This window comes from Brevibacillus sp. SKDU10 (assembly GCF_001645205.1).
Lineage (GTDB): Bacteria > Bacillota > Bacilli > Brevibacillales > Brevibacillaceae > Brevibacillus_B > Brevibacillus_B halotolerans.
On sequence record NZ_LSSO01000157.1, the window covers coordinates 1 to 21,011 of the forward strand.

Genomic DNA, 21,011 nt, shown 5'->3' on the forward strand with positions numbered 1-21,011 from the left:
TTTGTAGATATAACTTTTGGTGGTCTTATTTGTTTAAAAATGGCTTAAGCCATAGCTCTTCTCCATCCGTATTTAATATAAATTCTGATCGAATAGATTGTGAAAGATAGACGTTTGTTTTCCTTAATTTTACGCAACGAAGATTTGTCTGGGAGCCGTGCAAACAACATATGATCAGGCTTCGAATTAACTTCAATAATCCAAATTCGGCCACTCTTCTCAATTCCAAGGTCGATTTGAACGCAAAAAGAGTCGCGATACCAAACGACTCTTTTTGTATTTCAGATATGTTTTTTCACAGTTCTTATTTTTAAGGTCCCTTTCCCCGCTTTGCTAGGTGAATCTATTGCTACAGGGATACTCCCTCCCTATCTTCTCATTCGTATCCTTAAGCAGAAGTCGTATCTGGACTCTTAGGCGCTGATACATCATTTTCATATCCAGCAAGTGCAACTTTGATGTAAAGACTAAGGATTACACTGACAATAGCAGAAAGTACCATCGGGATATAGCTACTATCGGAAAAGCGATCAAACAGCAAACCATACATAAGTTGACCAAGTGGTATTGCAGCCATTGTCATGGATGTGACCAGTGCCATTACACGACCAAGCATTTCATTTGGTGTATCGTTTTGTAGCATGGTCATCCCAACGATAGAAAGAATCGTAATAGAAGCCATGATACCAAATCCACATGTTGTAAATATCCAGAACGGAATTGTTGCATCTGGGAAAATACTTGTGAAGGATGGAAGAATGGAGCCACTAGTGGCTAATAGGAAAATACCTGATAGAAAAAGCATGGACACAAAAGCGTTTTTCACAGTCAGTTTTTTCGTTAATAGACTCAAGGCGATCGGAGCCATGAGACTACCAGCCATGATTACTCCTTCGCTCAATCCGTACATTTGATCCGACATTTTCAAGCTTATTTTCGTGATATAGGCAATTCCCACTGTAAAAATCGGCGATATGAACACATTTGCAATAAGAGTCGCAAAGATTAATTTACCAAGATATTGGCTCTTCCCTACGAATTTGAGTCCTTCTTTTAAATCATTCCCAAAGTCCTGAACGATGCTGGAGGATTTGTCACGGATTGTTTGTGGGATAACCATAAACATTTCAAGAATAGCCGCCAATAAAAAACTAACTCCATTGATTAGCAGAAGAGCATCCAAGCCTAAGGTCCCATATAATATTCCTGCAAGAATAGGACCTGTCATATTAGCTAGCGTCATGAACAAGCTATTAAGCGAATTGGCATTAAGAAGCTGTTTCTCCCCTACTAATGAAGGTATAGATGCTTGCACAGCCGGTTCGTAAAAAGCAGTGAAAACCGACAGTAAAATTACCCCTATGTAGATTGCTGGCAAGTCTAGTAGTCCGTTTTTAGACAAGAATAGCATCACACCGACGATAATCGCACAAAGAATGTCCAGTACAATCATAATATTTCGGCGACTAAACCGATCAGCGAATACACCAGCGATTGGTCCCAGTAGAATGGTTGGGATTAATGACATAACCAGAACAGAAGCAAATAATGTACCTGATCCAGTAATCCCAAGGACATACAAGGAAAGAGCAAAACGCTGGATGATACTGCCTGTAAACGAAATAACTTGGCCAATCATGAGCAAGGTAAAATTTTTATTGGTAAACAACGATTTCATTTCTCCCATGCTTGTTCTCCTTACAATGAGATAAAAGAAAGGAACTGGGAGTATTCCACGCTATAAAACACCCCAGTTCCATGTAAAACTTTACTTCTTAATGGGATACCTCAACCTGATGCAGCAATTCCAAGATTTCATGAATTAGATAGGCATGTTGTTTGGCATATTGCTTGTCAACCATTTCATGGTGCGTAGAAAAGCCCTGGTATTCCATATAGGTACCCATTGTCGACTTCTTCCATTTTAGTTCCTCTTCCCGTTCAATCTCTTTTGCTAATATGAGATGAATGCTTGCCTCAACCATACCGTCATTGATGATGGTATTGAGCAATGCACCGTAATTCTCGATGTTTTGAACAATTCTGTTCCGTATGCTCGCTACCTTGAATATTTCATTCTCTTCTGCCGCTTTATCAATCAGTGCTACATTTTCACGAATTTCTTCATCATTTACAAGCTGATAATCGGTTTGCCTTAGCGTATCTAAAAGAATGATTCCCTGAACGTGGTGACCTTTTTCTTCTAGTACTTTGGCAACCTCGAACGCCAAATTTCCCCCTGCTGAATACCCCATCAGTAGATATGGCCCCTCTGGTTGGATATTCAAAATGTGATCGACATATTCATTAATCAGATAGTCATGCGCAATAAAATCAAATGAATAGATCGAGTAATCGGGAAGCTCGCTTGCAATTTCTTTAAATGCAGCCCCTAAACCAGCGATTGGCGGGAAGGCAAAGACGATTGGTTTTCCTCCTTCATTTAGCAGGGTAACAGGAATTTCTTCATCCACCTGAACATATTGCACTACGGTCAGCTTCTCGGCTAGTTGGCGAATGCTGCGGTAGCGGAATACAAGCTGAAGTGGCATTTCTATTCCGATATCTCTACTAATAGCGGAGACAAGCTGAACTGCTTTGAGAGAGTGTCCACCTAGCTCAAAGAAATCCGACTCTACACTGATTTGTTTCAGACCAAGCACTTCTTCCCAGATAACCGCAAGCTTCTCCTCCATCTCAGTCTGCGGAGCAATGTACTCATTACCGATAACCATATTTTCTTCAGGTGCCGGTAAAGCCTTTTTATCAATCTTACCGTTTACCATCAGCGGCATGCTCTTTAGTTGAACAAAATAAGAAGGAATCATATAGGCTGGTAGAGTTTTTGCCAGTTGCTCTCGCAGCTCGGAAACCGTAATTGTCCGTTTTGCTTCGAAGTATGCACATAATTGATTTTGACCTGTTGTATCCTGAGTAACAGTCACTACCGCCTCCGCAATATCTTCAAGCTCTAGAATATGAGATTCAACTTCAAGTAACTCGATGCGGAAGCCACGAACTTTGACTTGATCATCAATACGGCCTAAAAACTCAATGTTTCCATCAGGAAGCCATCTAGCTAAATCACCTGTTTTGTATATCTTTTCACCTGCAACAAATGGGTTCGTAATGAACTTCTCTGCCGTCAAATCAGGACGATTGAGATAACCGCGGGCAAGCCCTACTCCTCCAATGCATAACTCTCCTGGTACTCCAATAGGCTGTAGCTGATTTGTTTGATTCAGGATATAGATTTGTGTATTAGCTACTGGACGTCCGATCGGTAGTGCCCCATCGAATCGTTCCTCTGCAACCCACTCTGTTGATTGAATAGTAGTCTCTGTTGGTCCATATGCATTGATGAAACGAACATAATCTCTCCATGCTTTGGCTACTCCAGGTGTCAAAGCAGAGCCACCTGTTGAGACAAAACGAAGTGAAATGAGTCTTTCCGGGTTGACTACACTAGCGAATGCTCCAGGTATTTCTGCTACTGTTATTAGGTGTTTATTGATAAATTTCTCATACAACGCAGGGTCTTGAGTTGTCTCCTTGGTCGGGATGTATAGCTCCGCCCCATTGTGTAAGGCCAAGAAAATTTCCATGATGGATGGATCAAACGATTGGCTTGTGTATTGAATGATACGGTCTTGCTCGCTCACGCCATATTCTGCTTTGATATGATCTAATAGGTTAACCACTCCGCGATGCTCTAGCATGACACCTTTCGGCTTACCTGTTGTTCCGGATGTATAGATGATATAGGCAAGATTCCTTGGTGAAGCTGGCAATGCTAGATTTTGTGGTTCCCCTTGGAACAGAGACTGGTCATGCAATGGAATAATTTCAAGGCTGTCTGAAATGTTGGCTTGTACGTCTATGGTTGTGTGCGTCAGCAGAATTTGTGCTTGACTATCTTCGAGAATAAAGCGAATCCGCTCCATTGGATATGCGGGATCGATTGGGACATAAACACCATTCGCTTTAAGAACAGCTAAAATAGCGATATACATTTCAAGAGAGCGGTCAGCCATAATTGCTACGTTATCCTCCGCCTTTATCCCTTTTGCAACTAGTACACGCGCCAATTGATTTGCTTTTTCATTCAACTCCTGATAAGTCAAAGCTTGTCCTTCATAATAGAGAGCTCTATTAGCTGGGTGTAATTCTGCTTGAGCTTCAAAGAGCTGATGAATCGTCTTATCAGATCGGAAAACCCTATTTGTATCATTGAATTTTGTTACCAATTGATGTTTTTCCCTATCTGTCACCATGTCTATATCAGCTAAAATGACGTGAGGGTTCTTACTAATTGCATGTAGTACCTGTGTAAAATGGTCTGCGAAACGCTCCATACTTTCACGCTTAAACAATTTCGTGCAATAGTTTAGATCAATACCAATTCCTTCTTCTGATTCATGAGCAGTCATAGTAAGGTCAAAGGTCGCTATATTTTGCTTGGTTTCATATAACGAGACCTTGGCTTCACCAAAGGCTAATCCGCTTTCTGGACCATCCATATTTTGGAGAGTGAACATAACATCAAAGAGTTGATTACGGCTCATGTCACGTTTGAGGTCTAGTTTTTCTATCAGCTCTTCAAATGGATAGTCTTGATTCTCATAGGCATGAAGCGCTGTATCTTTTATCTCAGCTAGGAAGGTCGAAAAATGCTTCTCGGTTTCTGGGAACCCACGCATGACTAACGTTCCTACAAACATCCCTACAATTTGTTGTAGATCAGTATGTGGACGTCCAGCTATCGGGCTACCGATAAGAATGTCATTTTGACCACTGTATTTGGCAAGCGTAACCTGTAATGCTGCTAGTAATACCATATACATAGTCGTACCAGTCTCCATGGCCAGTTGTCGTAGAGCGCTTGATAGTTCCTTGTCCACAGTAAATGGAACATTGTCACCATCATAGCTATAAACAGGCGGTCTTGGATAATCTGTTGGCATTTGGAGAACTGGCAAGTCGCCGGAAAGATTCTCAAGCCAATACAGCTCTTGCTTCTGCATTTCATCCGATGTAAACATTTTTTGTTGCCACATAGCAAAATCTTTATATTGGATGGATAATGCGGGTAGTTCTTCTCCTGCATAAATTTTAGCTAGCTCTGTGAGTATGATACTCATTGAAACCCCGTCAGAAATGCTATGGTGCATATCAAGCAATAAAAGATGTTCCTTATCCTTATAAGTGACAAGGTGCGCTCTCAAAAGCGGCGCTTGATTCAAATCAAATGGTTGTGTAAATGTGGAGACGAGTTGATTGCACTCATTCTCTGCCCCTACTGTATGAACCAAATGGAACATTGCAGATTCATGAACCATCTGTCTCATTTGTCCATCTGTCCAATCAAAAGATGTCCGCAAGCTTTCATGACGATTGATTAGTTCTCGGAATGAGCTTTCCAGTCGAGCAGCTTCAATATCACCTGAGAGTCTCAAGGCCATTGGCATATTGTAGCTTAGCTCAGCTCCTTCCAACTGTGTTAGGATAAGTAAGCGTTTTTGAGCGGATGAGACTGGATAACTTTCTGCTATCTCCACAGGGTGTATTTCCTCAAAGGCACTCTTCTGTCCTTGACTGATTAGTGTGGCCATTTCTTCGAGTTTTGTGTGTTTAAAAATCTCACGAAGAGATGTCTCTGTTTCAAATTCTTTATGAATCTTCGAGAGGAGTACAGTCGCTTTTAATGAATGCCCTCCCAGTGCAAAGAAGTCATCAAGGACACTGATTCGTTCTACACTCAATACCTCTTGCCAAATCGAAACCAGCTTAGATTCGATTTCATTGCGTGGGGCCACATAAACTGCTCCTGTGTCAACAGTTTTGTCTGGTTTTGGCAGACTGCGCTTATCGATTTTCCCGTTGAGTGTCACAGGCATTTTCTCCAATTTAATGAAGAATGCCGGAATCATATAGGAAGGCAGGCTTTGCTCAAGATAGTGACGCAATTGGGTAATGGCTATGCTATTCGTGCTGACAAAATAAGCGCATAAATCAGTTAGCCCTCTCTCATCTGTAAGAGCAAGGACGACCGCTTCAGTGATGTCCTCGTGTGATAGCAAGTGGGCCTCAATTTCTCCTAGCTCTATTCTAAAGCCACGGACCTTTACCTGATCATCTACACGACCAAGATACTCAATATTTCCATCAGGAAGCCATCTTGCCAAGTCACCTGTTCGATACATTTTTTCGCCAGGAACAAATGGATTGTCTACAAACTTTTCACGCGTTAGCTCAGGACGATTGAGATAGCCCCGTGCCAGCCCTACTCCACTTATGCAAAGTTCTCCCGGAATGCCAATCGGCTGCAATTGATAATCGACTCCAACAATGTAGATCTGGGTATTATCAATTGGACGCCCAATCGGTAAGATTCCATCTGCTCTTTCTTCTGTTACCCAGCCTGTTGCCTGGATAGACGCTTCAGTTGGCCCATAAGCATTGACGTATACTGTCCGGTATTTCCATGCTTGAACAAGATCGGTAGTGATTGCAGACCCGCCCGTAAATAAAAGGCGCAAGGATGTTATGTTATCAGGATTTACATGTACGAGGAAGACAGGTGGTAAGGCCGCCACTGTAATATGATGACGATTCACGTAATCTTCAAACAGGGCAGGGTCTTGAGTCGTTTCCTTCTTAGGCACGTACAACGTTGCTCCATTTAACAAGCAAGCAAAAATTTCTTTAACAGATGCATCAAAAGAAGGACTAACATATTGTAAAACGCGATCTTCCTGATACATGCCGTAATGATCAAAAATATGCTGCTTTAGCTTAACAACCCCGTGATGCTCCAGCATTACACCTTTTGGCTTTCCTGTTGTTCCAGATGTATAGATGACATATGCTAGATCAGTTGGTGTGATTGATAGCTTCAGATTAGTAGTATCTCCCTGATACAGCCTATCATCTGTAAGCTCTACAATTTTGCCCTGATACGTAGCGATATTCATATGAACGGATTCAAGCAAATGACTTTGGGTCAACAGAACCTTAGCTTGACTATCTTCTAAGACATATGCGATTCTCTCACCTGGATAAGCTGGATCAATTGGTAAATAGGCTCCTCCAGCTTTTAGAACGGCCATAATCGCCACAATCATTTCGATGCTTTTGTCTGCCATAACTGCAACAATTTGGTCTGTTCCTACTCCAAGTGCAACTAATTCTCGTGCCAACTGGTTTGCCTTATCATTTAACTCTTGATACGTTAGTTGATCACCCTCAAAGTAAACAGCAGGATGATTTGGATGTTTCATGACCAGCTCTTCAAAAATCTGCGGAATCGTCTTGTCTTTTTCAAATGGAGCCTGCGTATGGTTAAATTCCACTAGTAATTTTTGTCTTTCTTCAGCTGAAACAATGTCTATTTCACTAACTTTACTAGATGGATCTGCTAGAATGCTTCGGGCGATTTGTTGCAGATTAGCTGCAATGCCCTCCATCATTTGCTTGTTGTAGACATGTGCGTTGTACATAAACTTAATATAAAGCTTCTCACCAGGTCCCACTGCTATATTAAAATCGTAGTTCGTTTGCTCATATACCTCCATTTGCTGGAAGTTAATTTCTACCTTTTTAGCTAAATGAATATGGTTATCTTCTGCTGGAGTCGGATAATTTTCAAAAGCAATCAAATGATCAAGCAAGCCCTGGCGTAATTCACTTGTGGATTGAATCTCGGCAAGTGAGAGATAGTCATAATCAGCAGAAGTAAGGGCATCTTCTTGTACCTGATGCAATACTTGAGTAAATTTTGTCTCTGCATCTAGTTGTATACGAACAGGAATGGAATTGATAAATAAACCGACCATTTGCTCAATACCTGTAACATTAGCATTCCGACCAGAGACTACAGCGCCGAATACTACATCATTGGTACGATTATATCGAGCTAGCAATATACCCCAGATCGTTTGGAATACGCTGTTTAAAGTGGTTTGGTATTGCTTGGCTATCTGCTCTAAACCACTTGTCATAGCTTTATCGAAGCAAAACTCATACAATTCTGTCTGGTATTCTACAGCTTCAGTCTTTCTTTCCTTTGGAATTGTAGCCAGTTGTTCGTACCCTGCCACATATTCCTTCCAATACGAGATTGCTTCTGCTTTATCTTGTTTTTCCAGCCAATTGATGTAGTCACTATACGGATAAACCGGACCAAGTGATAACGGAAGATCATTAAGCAGAGAATGGTACGTATGAATAAATTCTCCCATGATGATCGGTATGCTCCAACCATCTGTAAGAATATGATGGAAGCTTAAAATCATAAGATATTCCTCTGCCGCTGTTTGCAGGATAGCCAATCGAATGAGCCTATCACTAGATAGCTTAAACCCGCGTTCTTTATCCTGTTGTTTAAAACCTTCTATATACTTCACTCGATCCTCTTGAGCGAAAGCGGAGATATCTTCAAAGCGAACAGTGGCTTTGCGCTCGTTAAGAACTACTTGCAGTGGACGTGTTAGGTCTTTTTGCACAAATATGGAACGTAACACATCGTAGCGTTGGATGATCGAATTAAAGGCTTGTTCCATTTTAGAAAGATCCATATGCCCTGATAACGGCAAGCTGTATTGCTCCACATACATAGAGGTGTTTGTATCTAGGTTTGCATGGAATAGCATTCCTTCTTGCATAGGAGAAAGTGGATATAGCTTGCTGGTTTCATTGGTTCCCAGTTCAGATAGTATATAAGTTCGGATTGTATCCCACTCTTCAATAGATAACCCTGCATAACCTAAGTCAGAAGGAGTTAATTCCGGTGTTGCTTGGCTCGTGCAATGCTTGATGATGAGAAGGAGGTTTGATGTGAAGACTTCGATTAGCTTTTCAATGCTCTCCTTCTGGAAGGCAAGATGGTTATATACAAATGACAATTGCAGCTTGCCTCCAACGGTAGCGCCAGTAATATCGATTAATTGCTCCCGATTCATCTCTGGATTTACAAGGCAACCTCTCGACATTTTTGAAATGGTAAATACGTCTGTTGTTACCTCTTGGTCAAACTGGCCTAAGTAATTAAAACTTATTTCTGGATGTATGGTAAACGACATATCTAGCTTTTGATCTACTGGGGTCAAATACTTAAGTATGCCGTAGCCAATCCCTTTATTAGGAATTTTGCGCAAGGTTTCTTTGACCTGTTTTATTCCGTAAGAAATGTCTGACACCTTAGACATAGGTAGCAGGACTGGGAAGGCAGATGTAAACCAGCCGATTGTTCGATTGATGTCTATCTCTTCCATGATATCCTCGCGACCGTGTCCCTCAAGTAAGATAGCTATTTCATTATTTGACGTCCACTCTTTAAGCGTTATCCCAAGCGCTGTTAGCAGGATGTCGTTCATCTCAGTACGATAGGCACGATGCACGTCTGTTAATAGAAGGGCTGTATCCGTCTCGGAAAGTTCCATTGATAGAGTAGAACTATCCTTCATACGGTTATGACTAGTTATGAAATCAGTTGGGATCGGATCAATGCTTGTTTGTTCTAGTTGATTCCAATAACTCTTCTCTCTAAGTAGTACCTTACTTGTAGAGTAATTCTCCAATTGTTTTGCCCATTCTTGTAACGAAACGGTCTTCGCAGGGAAAACGATCGACTTCCCATTTTGTGCTTGTTCATAACCTGTTGTAAAATCCTCCAGTAAGATACGCCACGAAACTCCGTCAATGACAAGATGATGAATGGCGATCAGAAGATGATCACCTTCTGTAGTTTTGAATAAGCCTAATTTGACCAACGGCCCTTGATGCAGCAAGCCCATACTGCTTTGAATACGATTTGCCTCTTGTTCAATCCGTACAGCCACTTGTTCTTCGTTTAATTCCTCTAACAAATCGATAACATCTATAGTAAAAGAGGCTTCCGTATCATTGATTCCTCGATTTACTTGTTTTGCATCATTATCGTTTGGAGTAAAGGAATAGGCCATACGTAACGCATCGTGATGATGGATAATTTGGGTAAATACTTGACGAACATGCTCTACGTTAAATCCTTCTGGTCGGAAGAGGAAGTTCGCCTGATTAAAATGATGCAGGCTTGTACTGTGTTCCGTGAATAACCAGCGTTGGATTGGTGTCAGCGGTACGTCTCCTTCAATCGCTGTTTGATCGAAGGTTTGAGTGCCAGCCTTTACATACGAACCTAACTGTGCAATCGTCGGATTTTTAAACAGATCGCTAATTACCAGTCTCTGACCTTCCTTATGCAGGCGGGAGGAAATTTGAATCGCCTTGATTGAATCCCCGCCTATTTCAAAGAAGTTATCATGAATACTGATCTGTTCTACTCCTAGAACAGCTTGCCAGATACTTGCAAGCGTTGCTTCTATTTCATTTCGTGGCGCTACGTATTCTCTACCAGTTGAATTTGATGTAGCTGGCTTTGGTAATTGTTTTTTATCAACTTTTCCGTTTACCGATACCGGTATGCTATCTACCTGAACAAAGTATGCTGGAATCATGTAAGAAGGTAAATGTTGTCCAATTTGATGTCTTATATCAGCTATATTGATTTCATGATCAGCAACGATATATGCACATAAATCGGGTTGTCCCTCTTCATTCGTAAAGGATATTACTACTGCTGCGTGGATCTCATCAAGAGAAAGCAAGTGTGCTTCAATCTCTCCTAATTCGATACGGTAGCCGCGTATTTTTACCTGATCGTCTATCCGACCAAAGTATTCGATCATTCCGTCAGGTAGCCATCTTACTAGGTCTCCTGTTTTGTACATGCGTTCGCCTTCTGCAAATGGATGCTCAACAAACACTTTTTCGGTAAGCTCTGGTTTATTGAGATAGCCACGGGCTAGGCCTGCTCCGCTAATGCATAATTCACCTAAGACACCAATCGGTTGCAACTGGTTCTGCTTATTAAGAACATAGGCTTTCGTATTTGGAATAGGGCGACCAATCGGTAAAGCCTCATCTTCACGATCTGTACCAATCCATGTAGTAGCTATAACAGACGATTCAGTCGGTCCATAGGCGTTCATATAGGTCGTCCGATTCTTCCAAGTAGCTACAATTTCATTATTCGATGCAGAACCGCCCGTTAGTAGAAGACGCATTGATGATAATTTGTTCGGCTCCACGTTGCCGATATATACAGGTGGTAGTAGGCCTATCGTAATTTGGTGAGCCTCTATATAGTCCCCAAAAGCAACCGGATCGTAAATTGTATCTTGGGTTGGAATGTATAAAGTTGCTCCTGTTAGTAAACTAATCATGAATTCCCAGACAGAAACATCGAAAGAAGAGCTTGCAAATTGCACCATACGATCGCCGATGCCAATGTCAAAGTCTGATTGGTAATAGGTTTTCAAGCTAATGATTCCGTGGTGCTCAACCATAACCCCTTTTGGTTTACCGGTAGTACCTGAAGTATAGATCACGTAAGCTAGGTCTGTTGGTGAAGCTTGTATGTCTACATTAGCTACTTCACCCTGATAGAGTTTTTCGTCATCTATATCGAGGATATAACCATCAAAAGGCACTTTGTCCATAAGATGCTTCTGAGTAAGTAGAACATTTGCATTGCTGTCCTCCAGCATATATTGAATCCGATCTGCCGGATAGACAGGATCAATTGGTACATACGCACCGCCAGCTTTGAGTACGGCTATAATCGATACAATCATTTCCAGTGATCGATTTGTCATGATAGCAACAATCTTGTCCTTGGCTACCCCTTTTCTCATTAACAGGCGTGCCAATTGATTTGCTTTTTCATTTAATTGCTGATAAGTGAGCTGTTTTCCCTCAAAATAAACGGCTACCTGCTCTGGTGACAAGGCTGCTTGTTTATCAAATAGCTGCTGTATCGTTGCTTGGGTATCGAACTCTCTGTCAGTATCATTAAATGTGAAGAGAAGCTGTTCTTTTTCTGCTGGTGTGACCATGTCAATTTGAGAAATTTGAATATCGAGATTATTGACAATGGAACGCAATACTTGAACGAAATGTCCTGCTAAACGATCAATGGTGTCCCTTCTAAATAGTTTCGTACTGTAGTTTAAGTAGCAATTGATCTCTTCTCCTACTTCAAATGCCGCTAATGTAATATCAAATTTAGCTAGATTGAAGATGGCTTCGTAAGGAGTTGTTGCAACCCCATCTATTTTCAGCATTTCATTGCCGACGTTTTGTAAGGCAAACATAACGTCGAATAACGGATTGCGGCTCATGTCACGATTAACATCAAGCTTTTCCACGAGTTCTTCAAACGGATAATCTTGATTTTCAAACGCTTGCAAAGTGCTTTCTTTTACCTCTTTAAGATAGCTGGTAAATGTCTTTTCGAAAGCAGGGAATCCTCTTAGAGCAAGTGTTCCAACAAACATTCCGACCGTTTCCACAACATCAGCATGTTGTCTGCCTGCCACAGGGCTTCCTACAATAATCTCTTCTTGCCCGCTGTATTTAGCAAGCAAGACCTGGAACGTTGCAAGCAGAAGCATATACATGGTTGTACCCGTTTGCGAGGTGATTTGATGAAGGTCCTTGGTCAAATCAGCATCGATGTCAAACGAAACAATGTCTCCTTCAAAGTTTTGGATTGATGGTCTAGCATAATCTGTCGGCATTTGAAGTGTCGGTATTTCTCCTTCAAATGTTTTTAGCCAATAAGCCTCTTGCTTTTGCATCATATCAGTCTGGTATAGCTCTTGTTGCCATGCCGCAAAGTCCTTGTATTGAATTCGTTGACTAGGTAGCTTTTCCCCAGCATACAGCTTCGATAGCTCACGAAGTAGGATGTTTGTGGAGACACCATCTGAGATGATATGGTGCATATCAATCATGAGGATATGCTCATCTTCTTTTATGGTGACTAATTCCATTCTAAATAACGGAGCTTGATTTAGATCAAAAGGCCTAATAAATGACTGTACTGCACTAGCTATGGCTTTTTCATGAGTTGAATGATCAGTGGACAGCTCTTTGCAAGACATGTTGAAATCAACAGATGGATGAATAATTTGCACAGGCTCCCCATCAATCCAATCAAACGAAGTACGCAGACTCTCGTGACGTTGTATCAGACTTTTGCATGCTTCTTCCAATCGATCCCGGTCGATATAACCACTTAATTTGTATACAACAGGCATATTGTAGGCTAATTCTGCACCCTGCATTTGGGCAATAATTAACACGCGCTTCTGCGCAGAGGACACCGCATAATAATGGCTTGGCTTAATCGGTTGTATTTCCGAATAATGAGTCTTCTGTGTATTTGTAATGAGTGTTGCCAATGAATCTATGGTTTTATATTGGAACAGATCACTTAGTGCAATTTGTACATCACATTCTTTATGCAATCTAGATGCAAGAATGGTAGCCTTGAGAGAATGTCCGCCGAGTTCAAAGAAATCATCATGTATTCCGATAGGACTGATTCCAAGCAATTCCTGCCATATCGCAACCAGCTTTTCTTCTAATTTTGTGCGTGGAGCGATATATTCAGCAGTTTTTCCAATGAATTCGTCTTTTGGTAACGTTTTTCTGTCAATTTTACCGTTTGGAGAAAGCGGCATTTTTTCAAGCTGAATAAATCGTGCTGGAATAAAGTAGCTAGGCAGGTCATTTGCTAAAAAGTCCCGCAAATCAGTGAAGTCTAGTTCTTTCGTAGCTACAAAATAGGCACACAGATATTTTTCCCCTTGACTATCTTCACTTGCAATCACAACGGTTTCCTTTATACCCTCGAAAGCTAATATCCGGGTTTCGATCTCCCCAAGCTCTATACGGAAGCCTCGAATTTTCACCTGATGATCGATACGACCCAAATATTCAATATTTCCATCCGGCATCCATCGTGCAAGGTCCCCGGTACGATACATTCGTTCTCCGCTTATATATGGATTCGAAACAAATTTTTCCATGGTTAGCTCCGGCCGATTTAAATAACCACGTGCTAATTGTACCCCGCCAATGCAAAGTTCACCTGCTACTCCAACAGGCTGGATCTGATTTTCTTTACTGACAATGTATAACTGCGTATTATCAATCGGTTTTCCGATCGGTACAGTATCCATTTTCTCTTCTACGGAGCATTCAAATACCGAAACGTCTACAGTAGCTTCTGTTGGTCCGTATAAATTCACTAATTTAGTCTGGTACGCATTGTGAAGAAGGGATTGGAAACGTTCTACATGCGCGACTTGCAATGCCTCACCAGAAGCAAAGACCGTACGCAAGCTTGCCAGTCTTTGGATTTCCGATACGTGTAAATTGACATGCTCCAGGAAGGCATGAAGCATCGACGGTACAAAATGCATGGTAGTCACACGCCGGTGTTCAATTGCATTTACAATAGTAGACGAATCCTTTTCTCCTTCTGGTATGAGGAAGCACACCTTGGCTCCTACAAATGCCCACCAGAACATTTCCCATACAGAAACATCGAAGGTAAACGGAGTCTTTTGCAAGATGACATCATTTTCAGTGAGCGGATATGCTTTTTGCATCCAGAGCAGTCGATTAAGGACAGACGTATGTTCAATCATGGCGCCTTTTGGTTTACCAGTCGAACCAGACGTATAGATAACATAAGCCAGATCGGTCGCTTGATTCACATGTTTTATATTGGTGTTGTCTGTGTGATATGCAGCAGGTTGATCTATCTCGATGACAAGACCATTAAAATCGACTAGTCCATTGTATTTTGATTGGGTTAATAAGATTTGTGCCTTACTGTCTTCTAGCGTAAATCCCAAACGATCCTGTGGATGCTTCGGATCTAGTGGCAGATAAGCTCCTCCTGCCTTCAAAATCCCCAAAATACCGATTATCATCTCAAAGGAGCGATCAAGCATGATTCCTACAATACTGTTCGGTGTTACACCATTCGCTCGTAGTGTTCGAGCTAGCTGATTCGTACGCTCATGTAACATCCGATAGGTTAATTCTTCATTCTCAAAATAAACAGCGGTATTGTCGGGAATTCTAGCAGCAGTTTCTTCAAATAGCTGATGAATCGTCTTATGACGTGGGTAATCTGCTGTTGTTTGATTAAATTCATAGAGGATCTGATGTTTCTCAGCCTCAGATAAGATATTGATATTGCCTAGCTTCATTTCTGGATGGGAAACAACCGCACGTGCCAATTCTGTCAAGTGGGAAGCTATGCTTTCTACAAGCTGAGGCGCATAGATTTGTTCGTTGTATCTAAAATTTACATATAGCTGATCATAAGGGGCAACGAGCACATTGAAATCATAGTTTGTCTGCTCAAATACCTCCATCCTTGCAAACTCAAAGTCCAATCTCTGCTGATTGGAGGAAACTCGTTCTTTGTCAGGCGTTGGATAGTTTTCAAAGACGAGAAGATGGTCTAATAATCCTTGCTTTAAGGAGCTCATAGACTGTATGTCGGCAAGTGATAAATAGTCGAATTGAGACGCAGCAGTTCCACGTTCTTTTACCTGTTGTAATAACTCAGTAAAGCTTAGTTCGGCAAAAGGCTGCACACGTACAGGTATTGTATTGATAAACAAGCCTACGATTTGTTCAATACCTTGTATATCTGCGTTTCGGCCAGAGACGACAGCGCCAAAAACAACATCGTCTACTCCGTTATAGCGACCTAAAAGAATGCCCCATAGGCTTTGGAAAACATTGTTTAATGTAGTATGATGTTGTTTTGCCAATCGTTCTAGTCCAAGCGTCGTCTCTTCATCAAAATGGAAAAGATGGTTAGCTTGAACGTAGTTTCTTGTTTTCTGCGAGCGCCATTTCGGTAGAGTAGCTAGCTGCTCATATCCGAGAAGTTCATTTTTCCAATAAGCAATAGCATCTTCTCTGTCCTGCTTCTCCAACCATTCAATATAGTCGCTATATGGATAAACAGCATGAAGCTGAATGGCTGTATTGTTCAGCAGGGAATGGTAGATTCGTACCAGTTCATCCAATAAGAGAACAAAGCACCAGCCGTCCATAATGATATGATGGAAGCTTACGAGCAATTGATAGGTGTCCTCCCCTGTTTTTAACACCGAAAGGCGTAGGAGTACGTCCTTATGGATCGCAAATCCTTTCTGCTTATCCTTTTCTTTGTAGGAATGAAGATATGATTGCTGGTTGACCTCGTCTAGATGAGAAATGTCTTCAAACCGGATGGTTGACTTCCGCTCCTGCAGAACAACCTGTACCGGGCGTTTCAGTTCCTGATGGATGAACACAGTTCGTAATACATCATAGCGAGCTAGTACCGCGTTTAAACTTTGTTCAAGAAGAGCTAGATCAAGGGTACCATGAAGCGGGATGCTATTTTGCTCAAAATAGGCGGGACTGTCAGGCTGTAATTCAGAATGAAATAGCATACCTTCCTGCATGGGTGACAGCGGATATATTTTGTTAATGCTTGTCTGACCAATCATCTCTTGTACTATTGCTTGAATGCTTTCGAATTCCTCGATAGAGAGATTCTGGGCCCCTACATCGGATGGAGTCAGCTCGCTTGTCGTTTTTGTTACGCAATGGTCAACAAGTTGGAGCAGATTTGTCTTAAACTGGTCGGCAATGTGTTGAATAGTGGATTTATGATATGCGTGATGATTGTAGGTGAAAATCATTTGCAGCTTACCATTGAAAATTCCACCATTGCATTCTAGTAATTGATTACGCACAAAGTATGGACTGATGGAATCACCGTTAGACATCTGTGAAGAAGTGAACACCTCTGTTGCAGTGTCTTGATCGAATTGCCCCAAATAGTTAAAGCTAATCTGTGGCTGTAACGTAAACGACATTGATTCAGTATGCTCTTTTGGGGTTATATATTGTAAGATACCGTAACCGATACCTTTATTTGGAATGCTTCTCAATGCTTCTTTCGTAAGCTTCATTTGTTTCGACAATTCATCTTCTTTGATTGGCAGAATAACCGGATAGGCAGATGTAAACCAGCCAATCGTACGAGTAACATCCATATTTGCAATGATATCTTCACGACCATGTCCTTCGAGTAATAGGAGTACGTTCGCTTCTCCTGTCCAGTTTTTCACGGTGAGACCTAATGCAGTCAATAAGAGGTCATTGATTTCAGTGTGATAAGCATGGTGTACATCTTTTAATAGCTGTTTAGTCTGTTGTGGAGTAAGTTCTATGTGAATATCCGAGCTATCCTTTTTGAGATTATTTGTAATAGGTCCGTCAGTTGGTAACGGCTGAATTGCAGTTTGCTCCAACTGTCTCCAATAAGGTATTTCTTTAAGAAACGCCTTGCTTGCCGCATAGGATTGCAACTGATTCGACCATTCTTTAAACGAGACTGTTTTTGATGGAAGCAAGAGAGCTTCTCCTTTAGCTGCTTGGCTATAGCCTGTTGATAAGTCCTCCAATAAAATACGCCACGAGACTCCATCTATAACCAAGTGATGAATCACGATCAATAAATGATCTCCTGAAGCCGTTTTAAACAAACCAATCTTAACCAACGGCCCCTGATTTTCGAGATTGATGCTTGTTTGAAGATGATCAGCATGCTGTTTAATTTGATCTTTTATGACTGCTTCGTTTGGTTCATCGGTCAAATCAATTATTTCAAAATCAAAACGATCAGTAGTGAATGCTTGATTTACCTGCTGAATGCTTACATTTTCTAGAGTTGAATAGGTCATTCGTAATGCATCATGGTGCTCGATGATACGCTCAAACACCTGTCTAATTATTTCAGCATCAAACCCTTCTGCCCGATACAGCATATTAGCTTGATTAAAGTGATGTCTATTGTTTCTTTGATTCTGGAAGAACCAATGCTGAATAGGAGTAAGAGGAACATCACCTACCACCATGCCCTGATCATAGGAGTTTTTCACTACCTTGACGTATTTGCTTAGCTCGGCAATAGATAGATGCTTAAATATATCGCGCATTTCTACTTTTAAGCCATCTTTATGCAGACGTGCTGAAATTTGAATGGCTTTAATCGAGTCTCCACCGATCTCGAAAAAGTTGTCCATAATGCTGATGCGCTCTACCCCGAGAACTTTTTCCCATGCGCTGGCGAGTAATTCCTCGACCTCATTTCGAGGTGCTACATATGGCAAGCCAGTATGAAGCGTTCCCTCTGGTTTTGGAAGAGCCTTCTTATCAATCTTGCCGTTTACAGTAAGCGGCATTTCGTCAAGCTGCATAAAAGTAGAAGGAATCATGTAAGCGGGTAGGTTTTTACCAATGGATTGGCGCAGCTCCAGGACGCTCATCTCTCGTGTAGCCACAAAGTAGGCACATAGGTCAGTCTGTCCATTATCGTTGGTAAACGGAATGACGGTAGTTTGAACAACCTCTTCTATTTCTAGCATTTGTGCTTCAATCTCTAGTAGTTCAATACGGTAGCCACGAATTTTTACCTGATCGTCCATACGTCCCAGATATTCTATGTTGCCATCTGGCATCCACCGTACCAGATCACCTGTTCTATAGATTTTTTCACCAGTTTTAAATGGATGAGCGATAAATTTTTCTTGGGTTAACTCAGGGCGATTAAGGTAACCACGCGCTAGTCCTACCCCGCCTATGCATAGTTCTCCTGCTATGCCTACTGGCTGCAGCTGATGCTCGGAGTTGAGAACATACACCTGAACATTATCAATCGGCTTACCAATGGAGATCATGCCGTCTTCTCGCTCTTCAGCAAGCCATGCCGTTGCCTGAACGGACGCCTCTGTGGGACCGTATGCATTTACATACATCACACGATCTTTCCAAGTGCGCACCATTTCTAATGTCGTTGCAGAGCCACCTGTAAATAAGAGGCGTAAGGAACGAAGCTTGTCTGCATTTACATGAACAGCAAAAACAGGCGGCAATACGGCAACTGTGATTTGATGATTACTCAAATAGCTTTCATATAGGGCTGGATCTTGTGTTGTTTCCTTGGTCGGAATATACAAGGTAGCACCGTGCAGCAAGCACATGAAGATTTCTTTTACAGATACGTCAAAAGAGGAGCTAGCATATTGAATGACTCGATCCTGTTTGCAGAGTCCATATTGTGTAGAAAGGAATTGTTGTAAATTGACAATTCCGCGATGCTCAACCATAACCCCCTTCGGCTTACCTGTTGTTCCGGAGGTATAGATGACATAAGCAAGATCAGTCGCTTGCACTGCCCATGTAGGATTAGAAGGATCTCCAACGAAAAGATTCTCATCATCCAGCTCTAGGATGTGTCCGCCAAACGATATATCTTTTACATATTGTTTTTGAGCAAGCAGAATATTAGCTTCACTATCCTGTAGCATGTAAGAAATACGCTCTGATGGATGCACAGGATCTATGGCAACATAGGCTCCTCCTGCTTTAAGAATAGCTAAAATGGAAACAATCATTTCTATAGAACGATCTGCGAGTATGGCTACTAGCTGATCGGTAGTGACTCCCATATCACGAAGGCAATGGGATAGTTGGTTTGCCTTTTCATTTAATTCTTGATACGTGAGCCTCGAACCCTCAAAGTAGACAGCTATCTGTTCAGGATTCATTGCCACCTGCTCTTCAAAGAGTTGATGAATCGTTTTCTCTTGTGGGAATGGCTTCACAGTCTGATTGGATAAAGCAATAAGATTCTGTTTTTCCCCTTCCGAGAGCATTTCTAGCTCAGCTACCTTCTTCTCTGGGAATGAGATTGAATCTTGGGTTATGCGTAATAGATGATCAGCCAGTCTATTTATCTCATCTTCTGTATACATTTCCGCTACATAATCTATTTCAATAGTCAATAAGTCCTTGTCTTTATGCTCTTGAATATGTAAAGCTATCTCTTCTGTCATATGGCCTACAAACAACTGTTCTACTGTATAACGAACCCCCGCTATTTGTTCAAAATCGAGGATTTGATACCCGGCAAAAAGGCGAAACAGACTATTTACATGAGGATGCTTGTCACGAACCTTTTGCATGACTTGATCGTATGGATATTTCTGGTGACGAAATAATTTATTCTGCTTCTTGGCTACATCCCGAATAAACGTAAGAACATCTTGTGCGGGATTACCTTGAAATCTAAACGGCATCGTACTAACTAGCATACCAACCATATCTTTTTCTTTACGCTGTGTCCGATTATTGCAGGTTGTACCGATGGTGATGTCTGTTTGTCCTGTCAAACGATACACATAGGCATGAAACATTGACATAAATAGTGTGAAAATACTAATATTATTTTCTGCGCAAAATTGTTGTGCCTGATCTCGTAATTTCTGTGGTACTATGATTCTTTTTCTTTTTGCTTTCGTACTTACTGAATAAGCGTCATAGGCTTTAAACCCAGTAAATTCTGGTAAGGTAGAAAACTCCTCATGCCAAAATTCTCGATCTTTTTGGAAACGCACTGAGCTTATGTACTTTTCCTCATCATGGATAAAATCGATAAAAGAAGCTGGTACATGCATGGTTTGGAAGTTTAATACATCAGTACCGGCAAGCAATTCTGTATAGATGGAAATGATATGATTCACAATGTGAACGTAAGCCATGCCGTCCGTAATGATATGATGAGTTTTGAGGTAAATATACCCTTCCTGTTCATTAACCTTAATGACGGAACATTCAAACAATTGTTTGTTTAAAAGCTCAAATGGTATTGCAAATCTTTCTTTAGCCCAAGAGTAGAGCTCGTCCTCATTCGTTTTGTCACTAAAATCTATGATGGACGGTCCTTCTTCACGATAAGGTGCAATATACTGCCTTGGTTCATTGGTCTGAGAATCCACCATAATGCGTAGGCGAATAGAATCATTCATTTGAATAAATGTTTGGATTGCTTTTTGCAACAGGGCATAGTCTAGCTTTTCTGCTTGTAGCCTAATAAGACCTCCAATGTTTGAAATACTGGTGTTAGGAAAAAATTCCTCTGTAAACCAGATACGTTTCTGGGAGTGAGTGAGCGGGTAAATCTGTTCGTGGTTGATCATCCCAATTTTTCCTCCTAATTGAATTTAGTGTAAGTATTTGTTAATAAGTTGTGTTTTTAC

3 protein-coding genes are annotated in these 21,011 nt (G+C 41.3%); all 3 read right to left on the reverse strand.

The genetic code is table 11. The annotated features are described in order from the left end of the window. Positions 1-44 precede the first annotated feature (44 nt). The 3 genes from AYJ08_RS24925 to AYJ08_RS12690 all read right to left on the reverse strand — a co-directional run bounded on the left by AYJ08_RS24925 (position 45) and on the right by AYJ08_RS12690 (position 20,951). Complete coding sequence (locus AYJ08_RS24925) at positions 45-236, reverse strand: YheC/YheD family protein (protein WP_369799681.1); 192 nt, start codon at positions 234-236, stop codon at positions 45-47. A gap of 152 nt (positions 237-388) precedes the next feature. Further along, the gene (locus tag AYJ08_RS12685) at positions 389-1,687 is read right to left on the reverse strand and encodes an MFS transporter (protein ID WP_064018034.1); all 1,299 of its coding nucleotides are present in this window, start codon (positions 1,685-1,687) and stop codon (positions 389-391) included. Between the two features lie 88 nt (positions 1,688-1,775). Next, entirely contained in the window at positions 1,776-20,951 is a 19,176-nt protein-coding gene (locus AYJ08_RS12690; RefSeq protein ID WP_064018035.1) for a non-ribosomal peptide synthetase, read from the reverse strand. Positions 20,952-21,011: the final 60 nt, after the last annotated feature.